Here is a 20289-nt window from a genome sequence, read left to right on the forward strand (position 1 = left end):
CGCCTCAGAAGAGCCGGATGGATGCCTCGTCCGCCGCGCTTCCGGCGGCCCGGGCCGGCGCACGAAGACCCGCCGCCGCGCGGCCGCGCGAGGTCGTGATGATCGTCTGCGCCGCACGGGCGTCCGCCCGCGACGCGAGGCCCGCGACCGGCTCGCCGCGCGGGCTGTCGTCCTCGGCGCGCCCGTCGAGACCGTGCACGCGCAGCAGCGGACGCACCCGCTTCGCCAGCCACGACCGGTAGGCCTTCGGCGCCGTCGCCGTCGCGCCGGGGTAGAGGCCGCGGTACGAAGAGACCAGTTCGGGATGCTGCTCGCCCAGCCACTGCAGGAACCACTGCTTCGCCCCCGGGCGCAGATGGAGGGCTCCGTACACGACGCGTACCGCGCCGGCGGCCTTGATGCGGCTGAGGGCGTGGTCGATCGCCGCGATCGAGTCGGTGAGGTGCGGGATGATCGGCATCAGGAACACCGTGACCCGGAAGCCGGCCTCGGTCGCCGCGCGCACCGACTCCAGCCGGGCGGTCGCAGTGGGCGTGCCTGGCTCGATGAGGTGCTGCAGCTCGTCGTCGAACACCGCGATCGACATCGCGAGTGAGACCTGCACCTCGCCGGCGGCCTGCGTCAGCAGCGGCAGGTCGCGCCGCAGCAGGGTGCCCTTGGTGAGGATCGAGAACGGCGTGCCCGAGTCGGTGAGCGCCGACACGATGCCCGGCATGAGCTTGTAGCGCCCCTCGGCGCGCTGATAGGGGTCGGTGTTGGTGCCGAGCATGACCGGCTCGTGCTGCCAGCTGCCGCGCCGCAGCTCTTTCTGCAGCACCTCTGCGACGTTGACCTTGACGACGACCTGGGTGTCGAAGTCGCGCCCCGCGTCGAGCTCGAGGTACTCGTGCGTCCCCCGCGCGAAGCAGTTGTGGCTGACGACGCCGTTGGCGATGAAGTCGCCCGTCGAGGTGGTGATGTCGACCATGTCGATCGTCTCGCCAAGGTCTTCGATCGACACCACCCGCAACGGCGCATCCGACTTGACTGCATCGCCGATCAGGTTCAGCTTGCGAGTGATTGCCGGCTGCACGAGATCGAAGAATCGTCGGCGGGCGGGCATCCCGCCGAGCAGGCGGATACTGCTGACGCCGTTGGGACGCATCGGTTCGCGTACGCATTTGAACCGGTGAGCCGCGAGCGCCGTCATGGTCGCCGCGAGCATCTGCTCGTTCCCGTTGGTGATGCGGAGTATGCCGCGGCTGCAGCTTCCCTCAGCATCGAAGATGCCGGCCAGGAACCCTCGCGACCATTCGGGAGACTGCGTGGCAGGCCAATCGATGAGCGCCGTTATCGCCTCGAAGTCGGCACCGCGGGAGGTGAAGATGGCATTCATCTCCCGCCGTCGGGCCGTGGCTACAGCGAATCGACGCTGATTCGTCGCCACGCCAGAGCGCTCAAGGAAGTCCTGCGACCGCTCCAACGCCTCGGAATCTGCCAGCGCGAGCCGGAATCGGTATGCGACGTAGCTTCCGTTCCCGTTCGAACGTGGATACTCACGCTTGAGCATCGATGCATCGCCGCGGATCACCCCAGTGAGGTAGCCGCGGCGGTACTCCTCCGTCTGGACCGGCACCACATCGAAGCCGCCCGTTCCGAAACCCAGGAGCTTGTTCTTCGTCGTGAGGTATGGGCGCTGACCAGAGTCGGCGGGACGCACGTACTTCCAACCGCGCTCCGTCAGAAAACGATGATCGCCGCTCGCGACGAGCTGGGTCCCGTCTGCCAGAGTCACGCGATACGCCCGTTTGCGCGTGCCCCACTGGGCGGTCACTGTCGAGCGGACGTAGCGTCGGTAGGAGCCTTCGCGACGAGTTCCGACGACCTCGTCGCCCGCCTGCACATCGGCGATCCGCTTGCTCCGACCGTCCGCCATCAACACGAGCGTGTCAGGATGCACACAGTAGACACATGCATGGCTGCAGCCCCGATACGGGTTCACGGTCCAGTCGAACGGCATCGCGGACGCGCTCGGCACATGGTTGAGGGCGGACTTGCAGAGCACCTCATGGAACGTCACGCCGGCGAACTCGGGTGTCGTCACCGACCGCACCAGTCCATTGAGCTGTTCCATGCCGGGCAGCGCGGCGGCATCCGCCACACCCAGCTCCTGCCCCTGCCAACGCATGCATTCATCAGAACAAAGCTTCGAACTTAAGTCAAGGTGCAATGCCGCGACGCTAGAACACTGCGCGCAAAGGCCTTATCCGCCTGGCCAAATCAGGTCGTCGCGGCCAGAATGGCAGACGTGACGGAGCCTGGCGGGCTCGCCACCCCCCGAGCCGCCCCCGAGACTCGTCGCGCCGCCCGAGCGATGCGCGAAGAGGCGGAGCGTCGTGCCCGGGCGACCGCGCATCCGGTCGGCGACGACGCCATCCGGCGGGCCTCGCTCGACGCGGATCGGTCGACCGCCGAGCCCCTGGTCCCTTCATCGACCGACACCGTGCCGCTGTTCACCGTCGACACCGCGCCGGTGCTGACCGTCGGACCGGCGTCGACGGTCGGCAGCGGCGTGACGGCATCCATCGCCCCTTCGAACGGCGCCGCGGCGGTCGAAGCCGCACCCGCCGTCCCGTTCGCCCCCGAGGCAGGCGGCTCCGCACCGCCGGTGCTCGGCGATCTCGTCGCCGAGGCGGCGACGCCGGCGCGGCACGTGCGACCGCGCCGGATGACGCGACGCATCGCGCTGGTCGCGGGCCTCGCGACCGGGGCGGCGCTGCTGCTCGGATCATCCGCCGCGGTGACCGCGATCATGGCGCCGCCGGGCGAGCAATCCGACGCCGCGGCGGCTCTGAGCGCCGCACCGCCCGCCGTCGAGCAGCTGCCCGTGCCGGATGTCGAGCAGTCGCCGCCCGCCGCTGATCTGTGCACGCTGTCGACCTTCGCGAGCGCGCTTCAGACCGGTGACGACGAGGGCGTCGTGGTCGCGGCGGGCGGGGGCGAGGCGTTCCGGGCGGCCGTCGTCGAGGGTCGCGCGCCGTGCGTCGACCTGTCGGACTCGTCGCGCATCTGGACCGTGCTCGACAAGCATCGCCCCGCCAATCCGATCGACTACCGGCCGAACAGCCTGGTGCTGCCCGACGGCGTGCGGAACATCGAGGGGGGCGCGCTGCGGGCGGATGCCGCGGCCGCGCTGTCTGCGCTCGTGACCGCGGCGCGCGACGCCGGTGCCGGCGAGCTCGCGCTGGAGAGCGGGTTCCGCTCGTACCAGACGCAGCAGCAGACGTACGGGCGGCACTTCGCCGAACGCGGCGAGCGGGCCGACCAGGTCAGCGCGCGCGCCGGGTACAGCGAGCACCAGCTCGGCCTCAGCGCCGACGTCGTGGCGTGTGCGGGCGGCTGCACGAGCCTGGACGGACTCGCCGCCACGCCGCAGGGGCAGTGGGTCGCCGCGCACGCGTGGGAGCACGGCTGGATCGTGCGCTACGTCGAAGGCGCGACGCCGGTCACCGGCTACACGCCGGAGCCGTGGCACCTGCGCTACGTCGGTCCCGAACTCGCCAAGGCCTACCACGACGGCGGGTGGACCTCGCTGGAGGAGTTCTTCGGACTCGAGGCCGCGCCGGACTACCTGGGCTGACCGTTCCACCGGAGTCGGCAGCATCCACACGCTCAGTGAAACTGAGTACCATTCCTCTTGGGATTCAATCTCTCCGCCTCAGCGAAGAGCACTGACGAGAGGAAGGCGCACATGGAGCGCGACATCTACGACGAGGACCACGAGGCGTTCCGCGACGTGGTCAAGGAGTTCATCAAGCGCTACGGCACCGAAGAGAAGCGCAAGCAGTGGGATGCCGACGGCGAGATCGACCGTGCGACCATGCTCGCTGCGGGCGAGGCCGGCATCATCGGCCTGAGCGTGCCCGAGGAGTTCGGCGGCGCCGGCATGCTGCAGGACTACCGCTTCCGCGCGATCGTGCTCGAAGAGACCATCGGCGCCGGCCTCGGCTCGCTCGCCGGTGCGCTCGGCATCCAGGACGACCTCGCCGTGCCGTACATCGTGCACATGGGCACGCAGGAGCAGAAGGAGAAGTGGCTCCCCGGGATGGCGACCGGCGAGATCCTCGGCGCCCTCGCGATGACCGAGCCGGGCGCGGGCTCGGACCTGCGCGGCATCAAGACGACCGCCAAGAAGGTCGACGGCGGCTACATCGTCAACGGCGCCAAGACGTTCATCTCGTCGGGCAAGACCGCCGACATCGTCGTGACGTTCGTGAAGACCGGCGAGGGCAACCGCCCCGACGCGTTCAGCCTGTTGATCCTCGAGAACGGCATGGCGGGCTTCGACCACGGCAAGAAGCTCGAGAAGATGGGCTTCCACGGCTGGGACACCGCCGAGCTCTCGTTCACGGACGTGTTCGTGCCGGACGCCAACCTCATCGGCGGCAAGGAGGGCCTCGGCTTCATCCAGCTCATGATGAACCTGCCGCTGGAGCGCCTGTCGATCGGCGTCGCCGCCGCTGCCGCCTGCGAGGCCGCGTTCCACTGGACGCGCGACTACGTGCTCAGCCGTGAGGCTTTCGGCGAGCGGATCGCCGACTTCCAGAACACGCGGTTCAACCTCGCCGACATGGCCACGACCGTCGACGTCACCTGGGTCTACAACGACCGCGCCATGATGCTCTACAAGGACCAGAAGCTGACGGCCGAAGAGGCCGCGAAGGTCAAGTTCTGGTCGACCGACCGCGAGGCCGAGGTGCTCGACATCGGCGTGCAGCTGCACGGCGGCTACGGCTACATCACCGAGTACCCGATCGCCCGCGCCTACCTCGACGCCCGCGTGCACCGCATCTACGGCGGCACCAACGAGATCATGCGCGACATCGTGTCGCGCCAGATCGTCGGCAAGCGCTGACGTCGGGCTGAGCCCGTCGGTCCCTGAGCCTGTCGGTTCCTGAGCCTGTCGAAGGGGGGATGCCGCCACCCGGGCCTTCACTGAGGCCCCGGGTGGCGGCATCCACTGTTCTCATCAGTGCCGCCGGCGGGCCCGTGGCTCCGCAGTCACAAACCGCCTCCCCGCAGCGCGCTCATTCGCGTTTTGTGACTGCGGAGCCTAAGAGAGAGAGATCTGCTCCGCAGTCACAAACTGCGCGCGGACGAACGGGCCAGACGCAGAAGGCGACCGCGGAGCAGAAGAGGTTGGCGGGTCAGTGCTGGCCGGCGGGGCCGCTGCCGCGACCGAGGCCGCGACCGGCGAGACCGCGGCGACGCGCGAGCTTCGCGACGCCGGCCTTGCGCAGCCGGTCGGCGATGAGGATGCCGAGCGCCGTGCCGCCGACGCAGCTGGCGACCGACAGAGCGTAGAAGCCGATCTGCGCTCCGACGGTCATCGACGCGAGGTCGAACGACACCGCCGCGAGGATCGGGTACAGCACGCCCACGAACGCGGCGCCGGCGTAGTACTGCCACGTCCGCCAGCTGCGGTACAGGGCGATCAGGAACGGCAGCTCGGCGAAGAACGCCCACCACAGGTTGGTGGCGAGGTACGGGAACACCACGAGTCCAGAGATGAGCCCGACCAGAAGGCCCGCCAGCGGGCGTTCGATGAGGCGCAGCGCGATCACCGCGGGCATCAGCCACAGGCCCGCGAGTGCCACCGACACGAACGGCACGACGGCGAACAGCACGCTCGACAGTGCGGTCGCACCCCACAGCATGATGCCGCCGGCGACGCCGATGGCCGCGCACGTGAGCAGGTACGCGGTCGTCGCGCGGCTCACGAGTGGGCCTCGACGGCGGCGCGCTGCGACTTGGGCGCGGGCGATGCGGCGCCGACCCGCCAGTAGCCGATGAAGCTCACCTGGTCCTTCGGCACTCCGCGCTCGCCGACGAGGTGGCGGCGCCCGTCGGTCGCGAGTGCCTGCTCGCCGACGACGTAGGCGTGGAAGGGGGATGCCGGCAGCGCGGCCTGCTGCAGCGCCTCCAGGGCGAGCGTGCCCGGCTTGACGTCGCCCTCTCGCACGATGAAGCGCACGGTGACACCCGCCGGGTGGGGGAACTCCAGCGCGTCGTCGGCCGAGGGCACCTCGACGATCGCAAGGCCGGAGGCATCGGACGGCAGCGACGCGCAGATGCCCGCGACCGCCGGCAGGCCGGTCTCGTCCGACACCAGTACGACACGGTCGGTGCCGCGCGCCGGGTTGAACGACAGGCCCTCGTCGATCACGACGACGCTCTCGCCTGCCCGGCACGACTGCGCCCAGCGCGACGCGGGACCCGCCGTGCCGTCGTGGGCCGAGCCGTGCACCACGAAGTCCACGTCGAGCTCGGCGCCCGCCGTCGCCGTCGCGGAGCGGAACTCGCGGACGGTGTAGTTGCGCATGACGGGCCGCATGCCGTCGGGGATGCGCAGGTACTTGAGGTAGCCGAACAGCTTGTTCGCCTTGGCGGGGATGCGCTCCAGACCCGCATCGCCGCCGAGCGGCAGGAAGATGCGGAACCACTGGTCGTAGCCCATCGGCCGGAACCGGTCGATCTCGCCGCCGCCGAGCGTGACGCGGATCCAGTGCGGCGACAGCTGCTGCGTGCGCAGCACGGTGAGATGCACGAGACCGGCGGTCTCGGGCTTGACGAGGCGAGGGGCCGGGGCCATCAGGATGCTCCGTTTCGGTCGGGGTTCGGGTGGGCGCGCGTCACGCGAGCCCCCACGGGAAGAGCGCGGCGAACAGTGCGGCCGAGACCGCCCAGAAGGTCAGCACGAACACGGTGTCGCGCACGCGCCACGGCACGAGGTGGCGTTCGGTGCGGTCGGGGTGCGCGCCGAACGCGCGGGCGTCCATCGCCAGCGCGACGCGCTCGGCGTGACGGATCGCCCCTGCCAGCAGCGGCACGATGTACCCGAACCACCGGGCGAGCGCCGCGAACGGGCCGCGTCCGCCGTGCGCGCCGCGCACCCGGTGCGCCTGCCGGATGACGTCGAGCTCGTGCCCGAACCGCGGCACGAAGCGGAACGCCGCCAGCGCCGTGTACCCGATGCGGTACGGCACGCGCAGCTGCTGCACGCTCGCCCGCACGAGGTCGGGCCCGGTGGTCGACAGTCCGGCGATCAGCGTCAGCGCGACGATCGACGCCAGCCGCAGGCCGGTCGCGAACCCGGCCGCGAGCGCACCGCCGTACATCGTCCAGCCGCCGATCTGCCACACCACGACCGACTGGTCCACGCGCGACGCGTCGGTCCACAGCGCGAATCCGAAGCCGATCACGAGCGTGCTGAGCGGCACGGCCAGCAGCAGCACCGCAGCGAGGCGCCGCGTGAAGTTCACGCCCACCAGCAGCACGAGGTACGCCAGCAGCAGGAACGCGGCCGGGGTGGCGGCATCCCTCACGAACACCAGCAGCACGATCGCCGGAAGCGGGCCCGCGAGCTTGGCCAGCGGATTCAGTCCGTACAGAAAGCGGACGGGGGATGCGGCCACCCGTCCCGCGTACGGGTCGACCGGGCTGCGCACGGCCGTGGCGGCGGTGATGGGTCCGGCGTCGGTCATGCCGCACCTCCGCTCACGCGCCCGGGAAGGTCGGCGAGGCGCGTGATCTGCGAGAGTCCGGGATGCCGCGCCAGCCCGCGCAGCGCGCGCCGCAGCGGCGGTGGGCGCAGGCCGGCGCGCCGGATGAGCTCGTCGTCGGCGAACACCTCGGCCGTCGGTCCCTCGGCGAGGATGCGGCCGTCCGCCAGCACGACCGTGCGGTCGGCGTGGTCGGTGACCAGCTGCATGTCGTGCGTGACGACGACGATCGTCGTGCCCTCGGCGTTGAGCTCCGACAGCAGCGACAGCAGCTCGTCGGCGCGGGCGCGGTCCTGCCCGAACGTCGGCTCGTCGAGCACCAGCACCGGTGCGCCCGCGACCAGCGCGGTGCCGACCGAGAGACGGCGCTTCTGCCCGCCCGACAGCAGGAAGGGGTGGCTGTCGGCCTTGGCGGTCAGCCCGAAGCGGTCCAGCAGGGCTTCGGTGCGCGCGCGGACCTGGTCATCGGGCAGGTGCTGCAGCCGCAGCCCGTGCGCGATCTCGTCGTACACGGTGTGCGCGATGAACTGGTGCTCGGGGTTCTGGAACACGAACCCGATGCGCGAGCTCAGCGTGCGCGCATCGGCGCGGCCGACGTCGAGCCCGTCGACGTGCACCGTGCCCTTGGGTGGGGCGACGACGCCCGCGAGCGCCTGGATCAGCGACGTCTTGCCCGCGCCGTTCGCGCCGACCACGGCGACGAAAGCCCCGCGCGGCACGTCGAGGTCGATGCCGTGCAGGACCTCGCTGCGCCCGCGTCGCAGCGTGAGGCCGCGGACGGTGATGAGCGGGGGGGATGCGGCGGGCTCGTCGTGCCCGGCCCCCTGGGATGCCGTCGCGGCGGGCGCGATCGACGGCCCGGACGCCGCGTCCAAGGCCTCGTGCAGCTCGTCGGGCGTCAACGGCAGCGGATCGAGGGCGAACCCGGCGCGACGCAGGCGCAGCGCGGCGATCGCCGAGACCGGCAGCCACACGCCCATGGCGTGCAGTTCCGCTGCGTGGTCGCGCAGCACGTGATCGACGGTGCCGTCGAACGCGAGCAGGCCGCCCTGGTCGAGGACGATGACGCGATCGACGAAGCCGACGGCGGCGTCGAGGTTGTGCTCGACGAGCAGGATCGCGCGGTCGCCGGCGGCGACGAGCTCGGCCAGGGCGGCGTAGACGTCCTCGATCCCCGCGGGGTCGAGGTTGGCGGTCGGCTCGTCGAGCACGAGCAGCGGCGATCCCATCGCGAGGGCGCACGCGATCGCGAGCCGCTGCCGGCCGCCGCCCGACAGCCGGTCGGGGTTCTCGGCACGGCGCTCCCACAGTCCCACGCGGCGCAGCGCGGCCTCGGCGCGCTCCAGCACCTCGGCCACCGGCATCCGCAGATTCTCGGGGCCGAAGGCCACCTCGTCCAGCAGCGTTCCGGTCACCAGCTGCGCGTCAGGATCCTGGAAGACCATCCCGACCCGCGTGCTCAGCTCGGCGACCGGCGTCGTCCGGGTGTCGAATCCGTCGACGTGCACCGATCCGGTCACGGTCGCCGGGACCGACTGCGGCAGCAGTCCGTTGAGCGTCAATGTGAGGGTCGATTTGCCCGACCCGCTCGGACCGAGCAGCAGCACGACCTCGCCCGGCGCGATGTCGAACGACACGTCGGCCGGCGCCGGGACGGACTCGCCGTCGTGGATGACACCGAGCGCGCGCACCCGCAGCAGCGGTTCGGCAGCAGGCACGCGGCATCCGATCGACGAAGCAAACTAAGGCTTTCCTAACCTACCTTGCCGGCCCCGTTCCCGACGAGCCGATTCACTTGCGCTGTTTGTACACGAATCGACGCGAATCGCGTACGAACAGCGCAAGTGAACCGATTCAGTGGATGCCGGCGGCCGAGCGCGCTGGACGCGCGAGGGTGCGGGGTGTCAGCCGCGGCTGCGGCGGGCGATGCCGGCGCGGCGCAGCGCACGACCGATCGCGAGGCCGACCGCCGTCCATGCGACGGGGCCGACCACGAAGAGAGCGACGTAGACGATCTGCCCCCACACCGGGAACTTCGTGACGTCGGCGGCGAACCAGATCGCGGCCGCGATGATCGCGCCGACGATGACCGCGGACAGGAAGAACCGCCACGCGTCCCACTTGCGGTACCGCGAGGTCGCGGCGATGAGCTCCTGCAGCCCGCCGATGAGGATCGCGGTGCCGATGTACCGGCCGATCCAGAGCGGCACCACAGCGCTCGCGACGAGGGCGGCGACGAGATGCGTGATGAGCGCCACCCACGGGCGTCGCAGCAGCTCCTGGGCGACGACGCCCGGCAGCACGTGGACGCCGAGCACGAGTCCGTAGACGATCGGGGCGACGACGGTGACCGGTCCGCTGACGGCTCCGGCGATCGCCTGCAGAGCACCCGTCGCGACACCGATCGCCGCGCAGGTGAGCAGAACGCTCGTCGAAAGTCGGGTTCGGGGGGCCACCTGCCCAGCGTACTGGCCCGGGCCATTGCGTTTCTCACGCGCTTCTCATTTACTGAGATTCGCCTGGGAGTTACGTTTGAGCGAGCTGCGCCCCAACGATGTGGCGCAGCCACTTCCAGCATGACAAATCGGAGGGCCACTAATGGGTCGAACCTCCCTGAGAGCAGCTGCGGTCGTCACACTCGCCGCCCTGTTCACGGGTACAGCATCAGCCAGTTTCGGCGCGGCACCCGAGGAGGTGAACACCCCGGTTCTCACCGACGCGACGGACGGCCACTACATCGTCCTGCTGAAGGAGTCGTCGCTGGCCACCTACGAAGGCGGCACGAACGGCATCCAGCGCACCAAGCCCGACACGGGCAAGCAGCTCGACGCGCAGTCGGCGAACTCCAAGGCCTACCTCGCGCACCTCAAGAAGCAGCAGGACAAGGTCGCCGCCGACGCGGGCGTCACCGCCGACGCCAACTACGGGGTCGTCACCAACGGCTTCTCGGCAGAGCTCACCGCCGCGCAGGCGAACAAGCTCGCCGGCGACAAGGCCGTGCTCGGCGTGTTCCCCGATGAGATCTATCACCCGACCGCGACACCCTCCACGGAGTTCCTGGGCCTCGGCTCGGTCGACACCGGCGCGGGCGGCGTGTGGGATGCCATGGGCGGCGTGGCCAACGCCGGCAAGGGCATCGTCGTCGGCGTGGTCGACACCGGCATCGCCCCCGAGAACCCCTCCTTCGCGGGCGACCCGCTCAAGAAGAAGGCCGGACAGGGCGTCCCCTACACCGTCAACGGCGACACGATCGTCTTCGACAAAGCGGACGGCGGCCAGTTCACCAGCAAGATCACGATCGCGCAGAGCTGGGACAAGCGCGCGTACAACACGAAGCTGATCGGCGGTCAGTACTTCTCGGCGGGCGCCGCTGCCGCGGGCTTCGACTTCAGCTACGACTTCCTGTCGCCGCGCGACAAGGCCGGGCACGGCTCGCACACCGCGAGCACGGCGGCCGGCAACTTCGGCGTCGGCACGACGGTCGAGGGCATCGACTTCGGCAAGATCTCGGGTGTCGCCCCGGCGGCCAAGGTCGCGGCCTACAAGGCCTGCTACGACGGTCCCGACGACCTCGTCACCACCGACGACATCTGCGCCGGCAGCGACCTGCTCTCGGCGATCAACCAGGCCGTCGAGGACGGCGTCGACGTCATCAACTACTCGATCGGCGGCGGCGCGGCCACGTCGGTGTTCAGCTGGGACGACTACGCGTTCCTCGGCGCAGCCGCGGCGGGCGTCTTCGTCTCGGTGAGCGCGGGCAACGACGGCCCCGACGCCTCGACGGCGGACCACGCCTCGCCGTGGTACACGACCGTCGCGGCGTCCACCGTCCCCACGTGGGAGGGCACGGTCCAGTGGGACGGCCAGCAGGCGGCCGGCGCTTCGGTGTCGGTGCCGTTCGGCCAGTCGATCACCGGTCCGGTCGTGTACGCGGGTGACATCCCGCTCGCCGGCGCCGACCCCGCTGAGGCCGCCCTGTGCTTCCTCGGCACGATCGACCCCGCGCAGGCCGCTGGAAAGATCGTGGTCTGCGACCGCGGCTCCAACGCCCGCGTCGAGAAGTCGCAGGCTGTCGCCGAGGCCGGTGGAACCGGCATGGTGCTCGTGAACGTCACGCCGGGTTCGCTCGACAACGACTTCCACTCGGTGCCGACCGTCCACCTGCAGAACACGTACCGTGCTGCGCTGCTGGACTACGTGCAGGGCACCGCGAACCCGACCGTGACCCTCGTGGGTGCGAACGTGACCGGTGTCGAGACCCCGACGCCGCAGATCGCGGGCTTCTCCAGCCGCGGACCGATCCTCGCGGACGGCAGCGACGTCATCAAGCCGGACGTCTCGGCCCCCGGCGTCGCGATCCTCGCGGCCACCGACAACGGCCCGAAGGAGAAGCCGACTTTCGGCATCATGTCGGGCACGTCGATGTCGTCGCCGCACGTCGCGGGTCTCGGCGCGCTGTACCTCGGCGTGCACCCGAAGGCCGCTCCGTCCGAGATCAAGTCCGCTCTCATGACGACGGCATACGACCTGGTCGACGACGCGGGCAACCCCGTCACCGACCCGTTCACGCAGGGCGCCGGCCACGTCGACCCGACGCGGTACTTCAACGCCGGCCTGCTCTACCAGAACGGCATCCGTGACTGGGCCGCGTACATCAACGGCGCGCTGGACGAAGAGGTGTTCAACATCGCTCCGATCGATCCGAGCGACCTGAACATCGCCTCGATCGGCATCGGCGCGCTCGCCGGCACCCAGACGATCACCCGCACGGTGACGGCCACCGAGGCCGGCACCTACACGGCGCAGATCGATGTGCCGGGTGTGGATGCCGTCGTCACGCCGTCGACGTTCACGATCGCCGCGGGCGCCACGCAGAAGTTCACCGTGACGTTCACGACGACCGACGCCGCGATCGGCGAGTGGACGACGGGATCGCTCACCTGGAAGAGCGCCACCAACTCGGTGCGCTCGCCCATCGCGGTCAAGCCGGTCGCCGTCGACGCTCCCGAGTCGGTCGCCGGCACGGGCGCCGACGGCAGCGTGACCGTCGAGGTCACTCCGGGCTTCACCGGTGACCTTCCGCTGAGCACGCTGGGCCTTGCGAAGGCCGACGTGATCGTCGACGGCAACGAGACCACCGGTGCCGAGACCGACGGCACCACGGTCAAGTTCGTCCAGGTGCCCGCGGGCACCGACGTCGTGCGGTTCGCGATCAACTCGGACAACGACGAGGCGGGCACCGACCTCGACCTGACCGTCTACAAGGTCAAGAGCGAGGGCGGTCAGCGCACCGCGGTGTGGCAGTCCGCGACCGGTTCGGCCGATGAGGCCGTGCAGCTCGTCGAGCCCGAGGCCGGCTGGTACGAAGTGCGATCGGACGTGTACGCGTACACGCAGCCGTTCACGTGGAACACCACCGTCACCTCGGTCACCCCTGACGGCGGTCTGGGTGCGCTCACCGCGTCGCCTGACACGCTCGGGGCTCAGCAGTCCGTCAAGACGAGCTACGAGCTGTCGTGGTCGGGTCTCGAGTCCGGCAGCTACCTCGGCGTCGTCCGCTACGGCAACTCCGATGTCCGCACCGTCGTCTCGGTCGACGTTCCGTAAGTCAGTTCCAGCACAGAAGAGGCGCCCGGGCTCCGGCCCGGGCGCCTCTTCGCGTCGCTGGACCGTTGAATCGGTTCACTTGCGCTGTTTGTACGCCTTTCCGGCGATCGGCGTACAAACAGCGCAAGTGAACTCGCTGGCCGTGGCGGGCGGGACGTGGCGGGCGGGCGGGCGGGGTGGGGTGGATGCCGGGCGCCCGGCATCCACTCGTCACAGACGCCGGCGGCGCCGCGTGAGACGCACGGCCGGCAGCGGCGGCGCGGGGATCCGCTCGTCGCCGTGATCGACGACGTGTCCGAACCGCGGGCTGTCGGACTCCCACGCCTCTCGGGCCTCGACGATCTCTTCGTGGGTGCGGCCGACGAAGTTCCACCACATCACGATGTCGTCCTCGAAGGGTTCGCCGCCCATGAGGAACAGGGTCGCGCCCTCGGCGCTGGTCAGTTCGACCGAGGCGCGGTGCAGTCCGAGGTACAGCAGGTGCGCGGTGTCGAGTTCGATCGACGACTCGCCGGCCGCGAGAGCGGGAACGGCGACCTCGCCGTGCACCGCGACCAGCGCGTGCTCCCACGCGGGGTTCAGCGGCACGCGCACGGTCGAGCCCGCGGGGACGACGAGTTCTGCGCCGACGATGGGCGTGTACACGGTCGCCGGTGATGCGACGCCCGCCAGCTCGCCGAGCACGACGGTCGCGGAGCCGGGTTCACCGGCCGCCGCGTCCAGGGCCACGGCAGGCAGCACCGCGTGCTGCTCGAACGCCGGGGCGCCGTGGCGGCGGGACTCGGGCAGCGCGACCCACAGCTGCAGGGCGTCCAGCGGTGTCGCGTCCTCGCCGACGGAGTACTCGGAGTGGGCGATGCCGGCGCCGCTCGTCATCAGGTTGAGGGCGCCGCGGCGCACCACGACGTCGCTGCCGAGGGTGTCGCGGTGCCGCACCTCGCCGAGGTAGGGCCAGGTCACCGTCTGCAGGCCGATGTGCGGGTGCGGCTCGACCCGCATGCGCGTCGTCTGCGGGCCGAACCGGTCGAGGAAGCACCACGCGCCGACCAGCGGCAGCTCGCGCTGCGGCAGCGACCGGTGCACCGACATGGCCCGCACCCCGCCGAGCGGAACCTCGCGGGCTTCGAGCAGCAGTGCGCGCGGACCGTCGCAGTCGACGGCGGTCTCGAGGTCGACGGTGTCGGAGGCTCCGAGGCGGGTCATGTGCGGAACGCTACCGCGCTTCAGGCCACGCGGGACGGCCAATGCACGTCGAGCCCGGGAACCTCGGTCTGCTGCAGGTACTTCACGACGACGGGGCACAGCGGCACGACGGTCTCGCCGCGGCGGGCCTCGTCGGCCATCGCCTCGGCGACGACGAGCTGCGCGAGGCCGCGGCCTCGGAACGCGGGGTCGACCTCGGTGTGCGGAAAGCGCTGGCGGCCGCGGGAGTCCGGAGTGAATTCGGTGAACCCGGCGAGCACGTCGCCGACCCACACCTCGTAGCGGCCGGCGTCGTCGTTGCGGCGGACGGTGGTCTGGTCATCGGTGTCAGTCATGGCATCCCTTCGACGTCTGCTCCAACGTACGGTCGGGCCCGTCGATTCCGCCACCTGCGGGCACCCCTGGCGTGAAGGCATCCACGGGTCTATCGTCAGCAGCGTCTGCGGCGTGGGACCGCGGGCCGGTTCTTGGGGCGAATCGTGCCGTTCTGTTCACGGATTCGAGGGGGAATCATGAAACGACGTGTTCTCGCCGCGCTCGCGGCACTGGCGTTGGGGATGGGGATGCTGGCGGCCGGTGCGGCCGGTCCCGCCGCGGCCGCGTCTTCGCCGCCGGTCGCGAAGTACGTGGCGCTGGGCGACTCCATCGCGGCGGGGCAGGGCGGCGGAGCGCCGCTCGACATGTGCGCGCGCACCACCGGAGGCTACGCCGCGCAACTCGATCTCGCGCCCAAGTTCAACCTGCTGCGCAATGCCGGGTGCACCGGCGCGACCGTCGCCGATGTGCAGGGGCAGCTGTCGCAGCTCAATCGCGGCACGACCGTCGTGACGCTCACCGTCGGTGCGAACGACCTCGGTCTCGACCAGGTGTACGCGGCGTGCGCGGCGGCACTCGGCGGCGGCAGCTTCGGTGCGTGCGTATCGGCGATCCAGGGAGCGACGGCTGCCGCGCCCGACCTCGTGCAGCCGCTTGCGACGCTGATCGGGGCGACCGCGCAGCGCGCACCCAACGCCGCAGTCGTCATCACCGGGTACCCGCACCTGCTCGAGCCGGTGGATCTCGGGTCGTGCGGGCAGGTTGCACCGCTCGAACAGTGCCTCATTCTCGCGAGTGTCGCCGACGGCGTGAACGACGCAGCCGACGCGCTCAACGCCGCGGTTCAGGGGGCGGTGCAGCTCGCGGCTGCGCACGGCGCACCGGCACAGTACGCAGACGTCGTCGGCGCCTTCGCCGACCACGGCGTGCAGCTCATGCCGGGCGTGTCGGGCGATCCGTGGTTCGGCACCGACGCGGCGAACGACCCGGCCGGCTACCTGCACCCGACCTACGCCGGGTACACGACGTACAGCCAGGTCATCCTGGGGGTTCTCGGGCGCTGAGCTGATACTCGCGCCGATTCGCGCGGCCGTGTGGAGAGTGGATGCCTCTGCCCGAGGCATCCACTCTCCACAGGCGCGCGTGCCGCTCGCACTTCTGCCGATCCGAATATCGGAGAATCGCGCTGTTTCCGGAGGATCTGCCCCCGCGGGTCCGGAAACAGCGCGAAAGTCCGGTATTCGGAGCGCGGTGGACGGGCCTTCGGCCCCCTAGGGAGGGGTGGATGCCGCAACCTGGCAGACTCGAGCGGTGAGCCTTCTCGACACCATCGCGGCTGCGGCCGAGGCTTCCGGTGCGCCCGGCGGCGCGCCCGACGCCGACGTGCTGTACGACGCGTTCGTGGAGTGGGCGGGGGAGCAGGGGTTCTCGCTCTACCCGGCACAGGACGAGGCGGTCATCGAGATCGTGTCGGGGTCGCACGTGATCCTGTCGACGCCCACCGGCACCGGCAAGTCGCTCGTGGCGGTCGCAGCGCACGCCGCCGCGGTCGCTGCGGGCGGGCGCACCTACTACACGGCGCCGATCAAGGCGCTCGTGAGCGAGAAGTTCTTCGCGCTGGTCGACATCTTCGGCGCCGCGAACGTGGGCATGGTCACCGGCGACTCGTCGGTGAACCCCGACGCGCCGATCGTGTGCTGCACGGCCGAGATCCTCGCGAACCTGGCGCTGCGCCAGGGTGCCGACGCGGCCGTCGACCAGGTCGTGATGGACGAGTTCCACTACTACGGCGACCCGGAGCGCGGCTGGGCGTGGCAGGTGCCGCTGCTGCTGCTTCCGCGTGCGCAGTTCGTGCTGATGTCGGCCACCCTCGGCGACATCACGACGATCGCCGAGGACCTCGAGCGCCGCACCGGCCGCACCGTGTCGCGCGTGACGGGCGTCGAGCGTCCGGTGCCGCTGCACTTCTCGTATGCGCGCACGCCGGTGCACGAGACGGTCGAGGAGCTGCTGTCGACCGGTGAGGCGCCGGTGTACATCGTGCACTTCTCGCAGGCGGCGGCGATGGAGCGCGCGCAGGCGCTGTCGAGCATCAAGGTCGTCAGCCGCGAGCAGCGCGACGCCATCGCCGAGGCGATCGGCGGCTTCCGGTTCACCACCGCGTTCGGGCGCACGCTCTCGCGGTACGTGCGCGCGGGCATCGGCGTGCACCACGCCGGCATGCTGCCCCGGTACCGGCGCCTGGTCGAGACGCTCGCGCAGCGCGGGCTGCTGCGGGTCATCTGCGGCACCGACACGCTGGGCGTCGGCATCAACGTGCCGATCCGCACGGTCATGATCACCGCGCTGTCGAAGTTCGACGGCACGAAGATGCGGCAGCTGTCGGCCCGTGAGTTCCACCAGATCTCGGGCCGCGCCGGCCGCGCCGGCTACGACACCTCGGGCACCGTCGTCGTGATGGCGCCTGAGTGGGAGATCGAGAACGAGGCCGCGCTGCGCAAGGCGGGCGACGACCCCGCCAAGCGCAAGAAGATCGTGCGCAAGAAGGCGCCCACGGGGGTCGTCAACTGGGGTCTCGGCTCGTTCGAGCGCCTCGTCGAGGCCGAGCCCGAACCGCTCGTGCCGCAGCTGCAGCTCACCGCCGCGATGCTCATCAACGTCATCGCGCGCGGCGGCGACGTGTTCGGGAACGTGCGCAGCCTCGTGTTCGACAACCACGAGCCCCGCGCGCGGCGCTACGAGCTCGCACGCCGCGCGATCGCCATCTTCCGCACGCTGGTCGCCGCCGAGGTGGTCGAGATCGACCGTTCCGCCGGCGAGACCGCACAACAGCACGCTCGTCCGGGGGCGGATGGTGCTATCGCGCGGTCTCGCGGCTCGGAGGTGAGGGATGCCTCGGGCCCCGGCATCCACCTCACCGTCGATCTGCAGCCGAACTTCGCGCTCAACCAGCCGCTGTCGCCGTTCGCGCTCGCGGCCATCGAGCTGCTGGACCCCGATGACGCCGCCGGCGCGGTGGGCACCGGGCACTACGCGCTCGACGTCGTGAGCGTCATCGAGTCGACGCTCGACGACCCGCGGCCGATCCTGTCGCAGCAGGAGTACAAGGCGCGCGGCGAGGCGGTCGCGACGATGAAGGCCGACGGCATCGAGTACGACGAGCGCATGGCGCTGCTGGAGCAGGTGACCTACCCGAAGCCGCTCGACGAGCTGCTGAGCCAGGCCTACGAGGTGTTCGCGTCGAGCCAGCCGTGGATCCGCGACTTCGAGCTGTCGCCGAAGTCGGTCGTGCGCGACATGTTCGAGCGGGCGCTGTCGTTCTCAGAGCTGATCTCGCTGTACCAGCTCGCCCGCAGCGAGGGCCTCGTGCTGCGGTACCTGTCGGACGCGTACCGCGCGATCCGTCAGACCGTGCCCGCCGAGGCGCAGACCTCGGAGGTCGTCGACCTCGTGGAGTGGCTGGGCGAGGTCGTGCGGCAGGTCGACTCCAGCCTCGTCGACGAATGGGAGGCGCTGGTCAACCCGGTCGACGACCCGTCGGCCCCGGTCGTGCCGCCCGCGCCGCCGTCGGTGCTGACCAACCGCCGCGCGTTCGGCGTGCTGGTGCGCAACGAGCTGTTCCGCCGGGTGCAGCTCGCTGCCCTGCAGCGCGACGACGAACTCGTCGAGCTCGATCCCGACGTCGACTGGCCCGCCGCGCTCGACGCGTACTTCGACGACCACGACGAGATCCTGACCGGCGGTGCGGCGCGCTCGCCGCGGCTCGTGACAGTGGACGAATCGGATGCCGCGAGCGAAGGCGTCTGGCGGGTCGAGCAGACGATCGACGACCCGGCCGGCGATCACGACTGGCGCATCCGCGGCGTGATCGATCTCGAGGCGTCCGAAGAGGCCGGCACCGCCGTCCTGCGGGTGACCGAGGTCGTGCGGCTGTAGCGCCACCGGTCGTTGAGCGAGCGAGGAACGAGCGAGACGAAACGCCCCGAGCTCACGGTCGGCGCCGGCCGTCGGCATCTCAGGCCAGCCGCATGCCGCCGTCGGTCGACAGCACCTGGCCGACCACCCAGGCGCCGGCATCCGTCGACAGCCAGGCGATGAGCCGGGCCGGGTCGGCAGGTTCGCCGTACCGGCCGAACGGGGTGGCCCGCATCCACTCTTCGAGCTCTTCCAGCGGCCGGTCCGTGGTCTCGGGGTCGAGGTACCCGGTGTTCACCGGGCCGGGGTCGATCGTGTTCAGGATGATCCCGAGGTCGAGCAGTTCGGCGGCCACAGTCGGCGTCGCGCCCGCGAGCGCGGCCTTGCTCGCGACGTACGAGACGAGCCCGCGCATCGGCCCGTGGATCTGCCCCGAGGTCATCCAGAACACGCGACCCGTGGGCTCGGCGAACGGTCCGGTGCGGCCGATGCGCTCGCCCGGCTGCCGAGCGGGGGCGGAGGCGTCCGCGTGCAGCGCCGCGAACGCCTGCGTCAGCAGCAGCGTCGAGCGCGCGTTGGTCTGCCAGTGGGCATCGAGCCGCTCGGCCGTCATGTCGAGGATCGACCCGTCATCGCCCGACAGCGCCTGGTTGCACACCAGGATGTCGAGGCGCCCGGTCAGGGCCCGTGCGGCGTCGATGAGGGGAGGAATGGATGCCGCGTCCCGCAGGTCCGCCGCGAGGTCGCCGAACTGCGCATCTGGGGTGAGCTGCGCGAGCAGCTCGTCGCGGACCGCGTCGAGGTCGTCGGTTCCCCATGGCTGGTCGGCGTCGTGGGGCGCGTAGTGGTGGAGGAAGACGTCGGCGCCGAGCCGGGCGTACTCCGACGCGACGGCGAAGCCGATGCCCCGCCGGCGGGAGACGCCGGTGACGAGGGCGGTCTTGCCGCGCAGCGGCAGGGAAGGGTGGGGGTACATGCGTATGCCTTTCAGGGACGCCGGCGTGCGGCATCCACCTTCTTCGTTTCGGTGAGGACGAAGTCATCGGCATTGCATGAGCACGACCATAGCGGATGATGGCCGTATGCCGACCTATGTGGCCTTCCTGCGCGCGATCAACCTCGGGGCGAACCGCAAGTTCGCGAAGGACGACATCAAGCGGGTCGTCGAGGCGGCCGGGTTCACCGACGTCGAGACCCACATCAACACCGGCAACGTGCGGTTCACGACGCCGATGCGCTCGCGGGCGAAGATCGAGAAGCAACTCGAGGACGCCTTCGCGAAGGACCGCGGGTTCGACGTGCCGACGATCGTGTTCACGACCGCCGAGGTCTCGGCGATCGCGGCGGAGGCGGCGGCTCTCGCGGACGAGCACCCCGACCTGGCACGGCATTACATCTACCTCTTGAAGGACGAGCTGCCGGCCGCGACCGTGGCGAAGGTCGAGGGACTCGCGAGCGAGGCGGGCGGCATGGTGGTGCGCGGACGTGCCGCACACGCACTGCTCGGACCGGCGTATCAGGCAGGGCAGGTCGATCCGCTCAATGCCGCGAAGCTGCTGGGTGTCGCGACCAACCGCAACCGCGCCGTCATAGATGCCATCGCCGCGAAGTGGTGCTGACCGGCTCCTCCCCAGAAGGCGGGCCGGGCCGGCTGACGGCGGGTTCTGCACCGGTGCGCGGTCGCCGGGTCCCGCGTCGGACGCCGCGG

General features: G+C 70.6%; 15 protein-coding genes. 6 read left to right on the forward strand and 9 right to left on the reverse strand.

Annotated elements, in window-relative coordinates; translation table 11 throughout:
- Positions 1 to 4 precede the first annotated feature (4 nt).
- The gene (locus IF188_RS06165) at positions 5 to 2167 is read right to left on the reverse strand and encodes an intein-containing Rv2578c family radical SAM protein (protein WP_191170911.1); all 2163 of its coding nucleotides are present in this window, start codon (positions 2165 to 2167) and stop codon (positions 5 to 7) included.
- Positions 2168 to 2287: 120 nt separating this feature from the next.
- Between IF188_RS06165 and IF188_RS20500 the strand changes: the two genes are divergently transcribed.
- Together IF188_RS20500 and IF188_RS06175 are read left to right on the forward strand one after the other, a co-directional pair.
- Positions 2288 to 3619 (forward strand): M15 family metallopeptidase, encoded by a 1332-nt coding sequence (locus IF188_RS20500; protein ID WP_191170912.1) that lies wholly within the window; start codon positions 2288 to 2290, stop codon positions 3617 to 3619.
- A 111-nt stretch (positions 3620 to 3730) separates the two neighbouring features.
- Positions 3731 to 4894, forward strand: a complete 1164-nt coding sequence (locus tag IF188_RS06175; protein ID WP_191170913.1) for an acyl-CoA dehydrogenase family protein — start codon at positions 3731 to 3733, stop codon at positions 4892 to 4894.
- A 292-nt stretch (positions 4895 to 5186) separates the two neighbouring features.
- On the opposite strand, the gene IF188_RS06180 is transcribed toward IF188_RS06175, so the two are convergent.
- The 5 genes from IF188_RS06180 to IF188_RS06200 form a co-directional block, all read right to left on the reverse strand.
- Positions 5187 to 5759: an ECF transporter S component gene (locus IF188_RS06180; RefSeq protein ID WP_191170914.1), complete on the reverse strand. Its 573-nt coding sequence runs from the start codon at positions 5757 to 5759 to the stop codon at positions 5187 to 5189.
- Positions 5756 to 6631: a siderophore-interacting protein gene (locus tag IF188_RS06185; protein ID WP_191170915.1), complete on the reverse strand. Its 876-nt coding sequence runs from the start codon at positions 6629 to 6631 to the stop codon at positions 5756 to 5758. The genes IF188_RS06180 and IF188_RS06185 overlap by 4 nt, the downstream gene beginning before the upstream one ends.
- A gap of 40 nt (positions 6632 to 6671) precedes the next feature.
- Positions 6672 to 7523, reverse strand: coding sequence for an energy-coupling factor transporter transmembrane component T (locus IF188_RS06190; RefSeq protein WP_191170916.1), 852 nt, complete (start codon positions 7521 to 7523; stop codon positions 6672 to 6674).
- Complete coding sequence (locus IF188_RS06195; protein ID WP_191170917.1) at positions 7520 to 9259, reverse strand: ABC transporter ATP-binding protein; 1740 nt, start codon at positions 9257 to 9259, stop codon at positions 7520 to 7522. The genes IF188_RS06190 and IF188_RS06195 overlap by 4 nt, the downstream gene beginning before the upstream one ends.
- Before the next feature lie 186 nt (positions 9260 to 9445).
- Entirely contained in the window at positions 9446 to 9997 is a 552-nt protein-coding gene (locus IF188_RS06200; protein ID WP_191170918.1) for an ECF transporter S component, read from the reverse strand.
- A 142-nt stretch (positions 9998 to 10139) separates the two neighbouring features.
- Between IF188_RS06200 and IF188_RS06205 the strand changes: the two genes are divergently transcribed.
- Positions 10140 to 13148 (forward strand): S8 family serine peptidase, encoded by a 3009-nt coding sequence (locus IF188_RS06205; protein WP_191170919.1) that lies wholly within the window; start codon positions 10140 to 10142, stop codon positions 13146 to 13148.
- A gap of 210 nt (positions 13149 to 13358) precedes the next feature.
- On the opposite strand, the gene IF188_RS06210 is transcribed toward IF188_RS06205, so the two are convergent.
- Together IF188_RS06210 and IF188_RS06215 are read right to left on the reverse strand one after the other, a co-directional pair.
- On the reverse strand, positions 13359 to 14351 hold the full coding sequence (locus tag IF188_RS06210; RefSeq protein ID WP_191170920.1) for a pirin family protein: 993 nt from the start codon (positions 14349 to 14351) through the stop codon (positions 13359 to 13361).
- A gap of 20 nt (positions 14352 to 14371) precedes the next feature.
- Complete coding sequence (locus IF188_RS06215) at positions 14372 to 14686, reverse strand: GNAT family N-acetyltransferase (protein ID WP_191170921.1); 315 nt, start codon at positions 14684 to 14686, stop codon at positions 14372 to 14374.
- 177 nt (positions 14687 to 14863) lie between these two features.
- On the opposite strand from IF188_RS06215, the gene IF188_RS06220 reads away from it, so the two are divergent.
- Positions 14864 to 15730: a GDSL-type esterase/lipase family protein gene (locus tag IF188_RS06220; RefSeq protein WP_191170922.1), complete on the forward strand. Its 867-nt coding sequence runs from the start codon at positions 14864 to 14866 to the stop codon at positions 15728 to 15730.
- 247 nt (positions 15731 to 15977) lie between these two features.
- Complete coding sequence (locus tag IF188_RS06225) at positions 15978 to 18602, forward strand: DEAD/DEAH box helicase (RefSeq protein WP_318152806.1); 2625 nt, start codon at positions 15978 to 15980, stop codon at positions 18600 to 18602.
- 79 nt (positions 18603 to 18681) lie between these two features.
- On the opposite strand, the gene IF188_RS06230 is transcribed toward IF188_RS06225, so the two are convergent.
- The gene (locus tag IF188_RS06230; RefSeq protein ID WP_191170923.1) at positions 18682 to 19557 is read right to left on the reverse strand and encodes an SDR family oxidoreductase; all 876 of its coding nucleotides are present in this window, start codon (positions 19555 to 19557) and stop codon (positions 18682 to 18684) included.
- 106 nt (positions 19558 to 19663) lie between these two features.
- Between IF188_RS06230 and IF188_RS06235 the strand changes: the two genes are divergently transcribed.
- Positions 19664 to 20200 (forward strand): DUF1697 domain-containing protein, encoded by a 537-nt coding sequence (locus IF188_RS06235; protein ID WP_191170924.1) that lies wholly within the window; start codon positions 19664 to 19666, stop codon positions 20198 to 20200.
- Positions 20201 to 20289 lie beyond the last annotated feature (89 nt).

Origin of the sequence: Microbacterium helvum, from assembly GCF_014779795.1 — a bacterium.
Classification (GTDB): Bacteria; Actinomycetota; Actinomycetes; order Actinomycetales; family Microbacteriaceae; genus Microbacterium; species Microbacterium helvum.

Bases quoted from the DNA above. Each gene is read 5' to 3' on its own strand.
- IF188_RS06230 (WP_191170923.1), bottom strand. From the start codon at position 19,557: ATGTACCCCCACCCTTCCCTGCCGCTGCGCGGCAAGACCGCCCTCGTC.
- IF188_RS06215 (WP_191170921.1), bottom strand. From the start codon at position 14,686: ATGACTGACACCGATGACCAGACCACCGTCCGCCGCAACGACGACGCC.
- IF188_RS06210 (WP_191170920.1), bottom strand. From the start codon at position 14,351: ATGACCCGCCTCGGAGCCTCCGACACCGTCGACCTCGAGACCGCCGTC.
- IF188_RS06205 (WP_191170919.1), top strand. From the start codon at position 10,140: ATGGGTCGAACCTCCCTGAGAGCAGCTGCGGTCGTCACACTCGCCGCC.
- IF188_RS06175 (WP_191170913.1), top strand. From the start codon at position 3,731: ATGGAGCGCGACATCTACGACGAGGACCACGAGGCGTTCCGCGACGTG.
- IF188_RS06220 (WP_191170922.1), top strand. From the start codon at position 14,864: ATGAAACGACGTGTTCTCGCCGCGCTCGCGGCACTGGCGTTGGGGATG.
- IF188_RS06235 (WP_191170924.1), top strand. From the start codon at position 19,664: ATGCCGACCTATGTGGCCTTCCTGCGCGCGATCAACCTCGGGGCGAAC.
- IF188_RS06165 (WP_191170911.1), bottom strand. From the start codon at position 2,167: ATGCGTTGGCAGGGGCAGGAGCTGGGTGTGGCGGATGCCGCCGCGCTG.
- IF188_RS06185 (WP_191170915.1), bottom strand. From the start codon at position 6,631: ATGGCCCCGGCCCCTCGCCTCGTCAAGCCCGAGACCGCCGGTCTCGTG.
- IF188_RS06190 (WP_191170916.1), bottom strand. From the start codon at position 7,523: ATGACCGACGCCGGACCCATCACCGCCGCCACGGCCGTGCGCAGCCCG.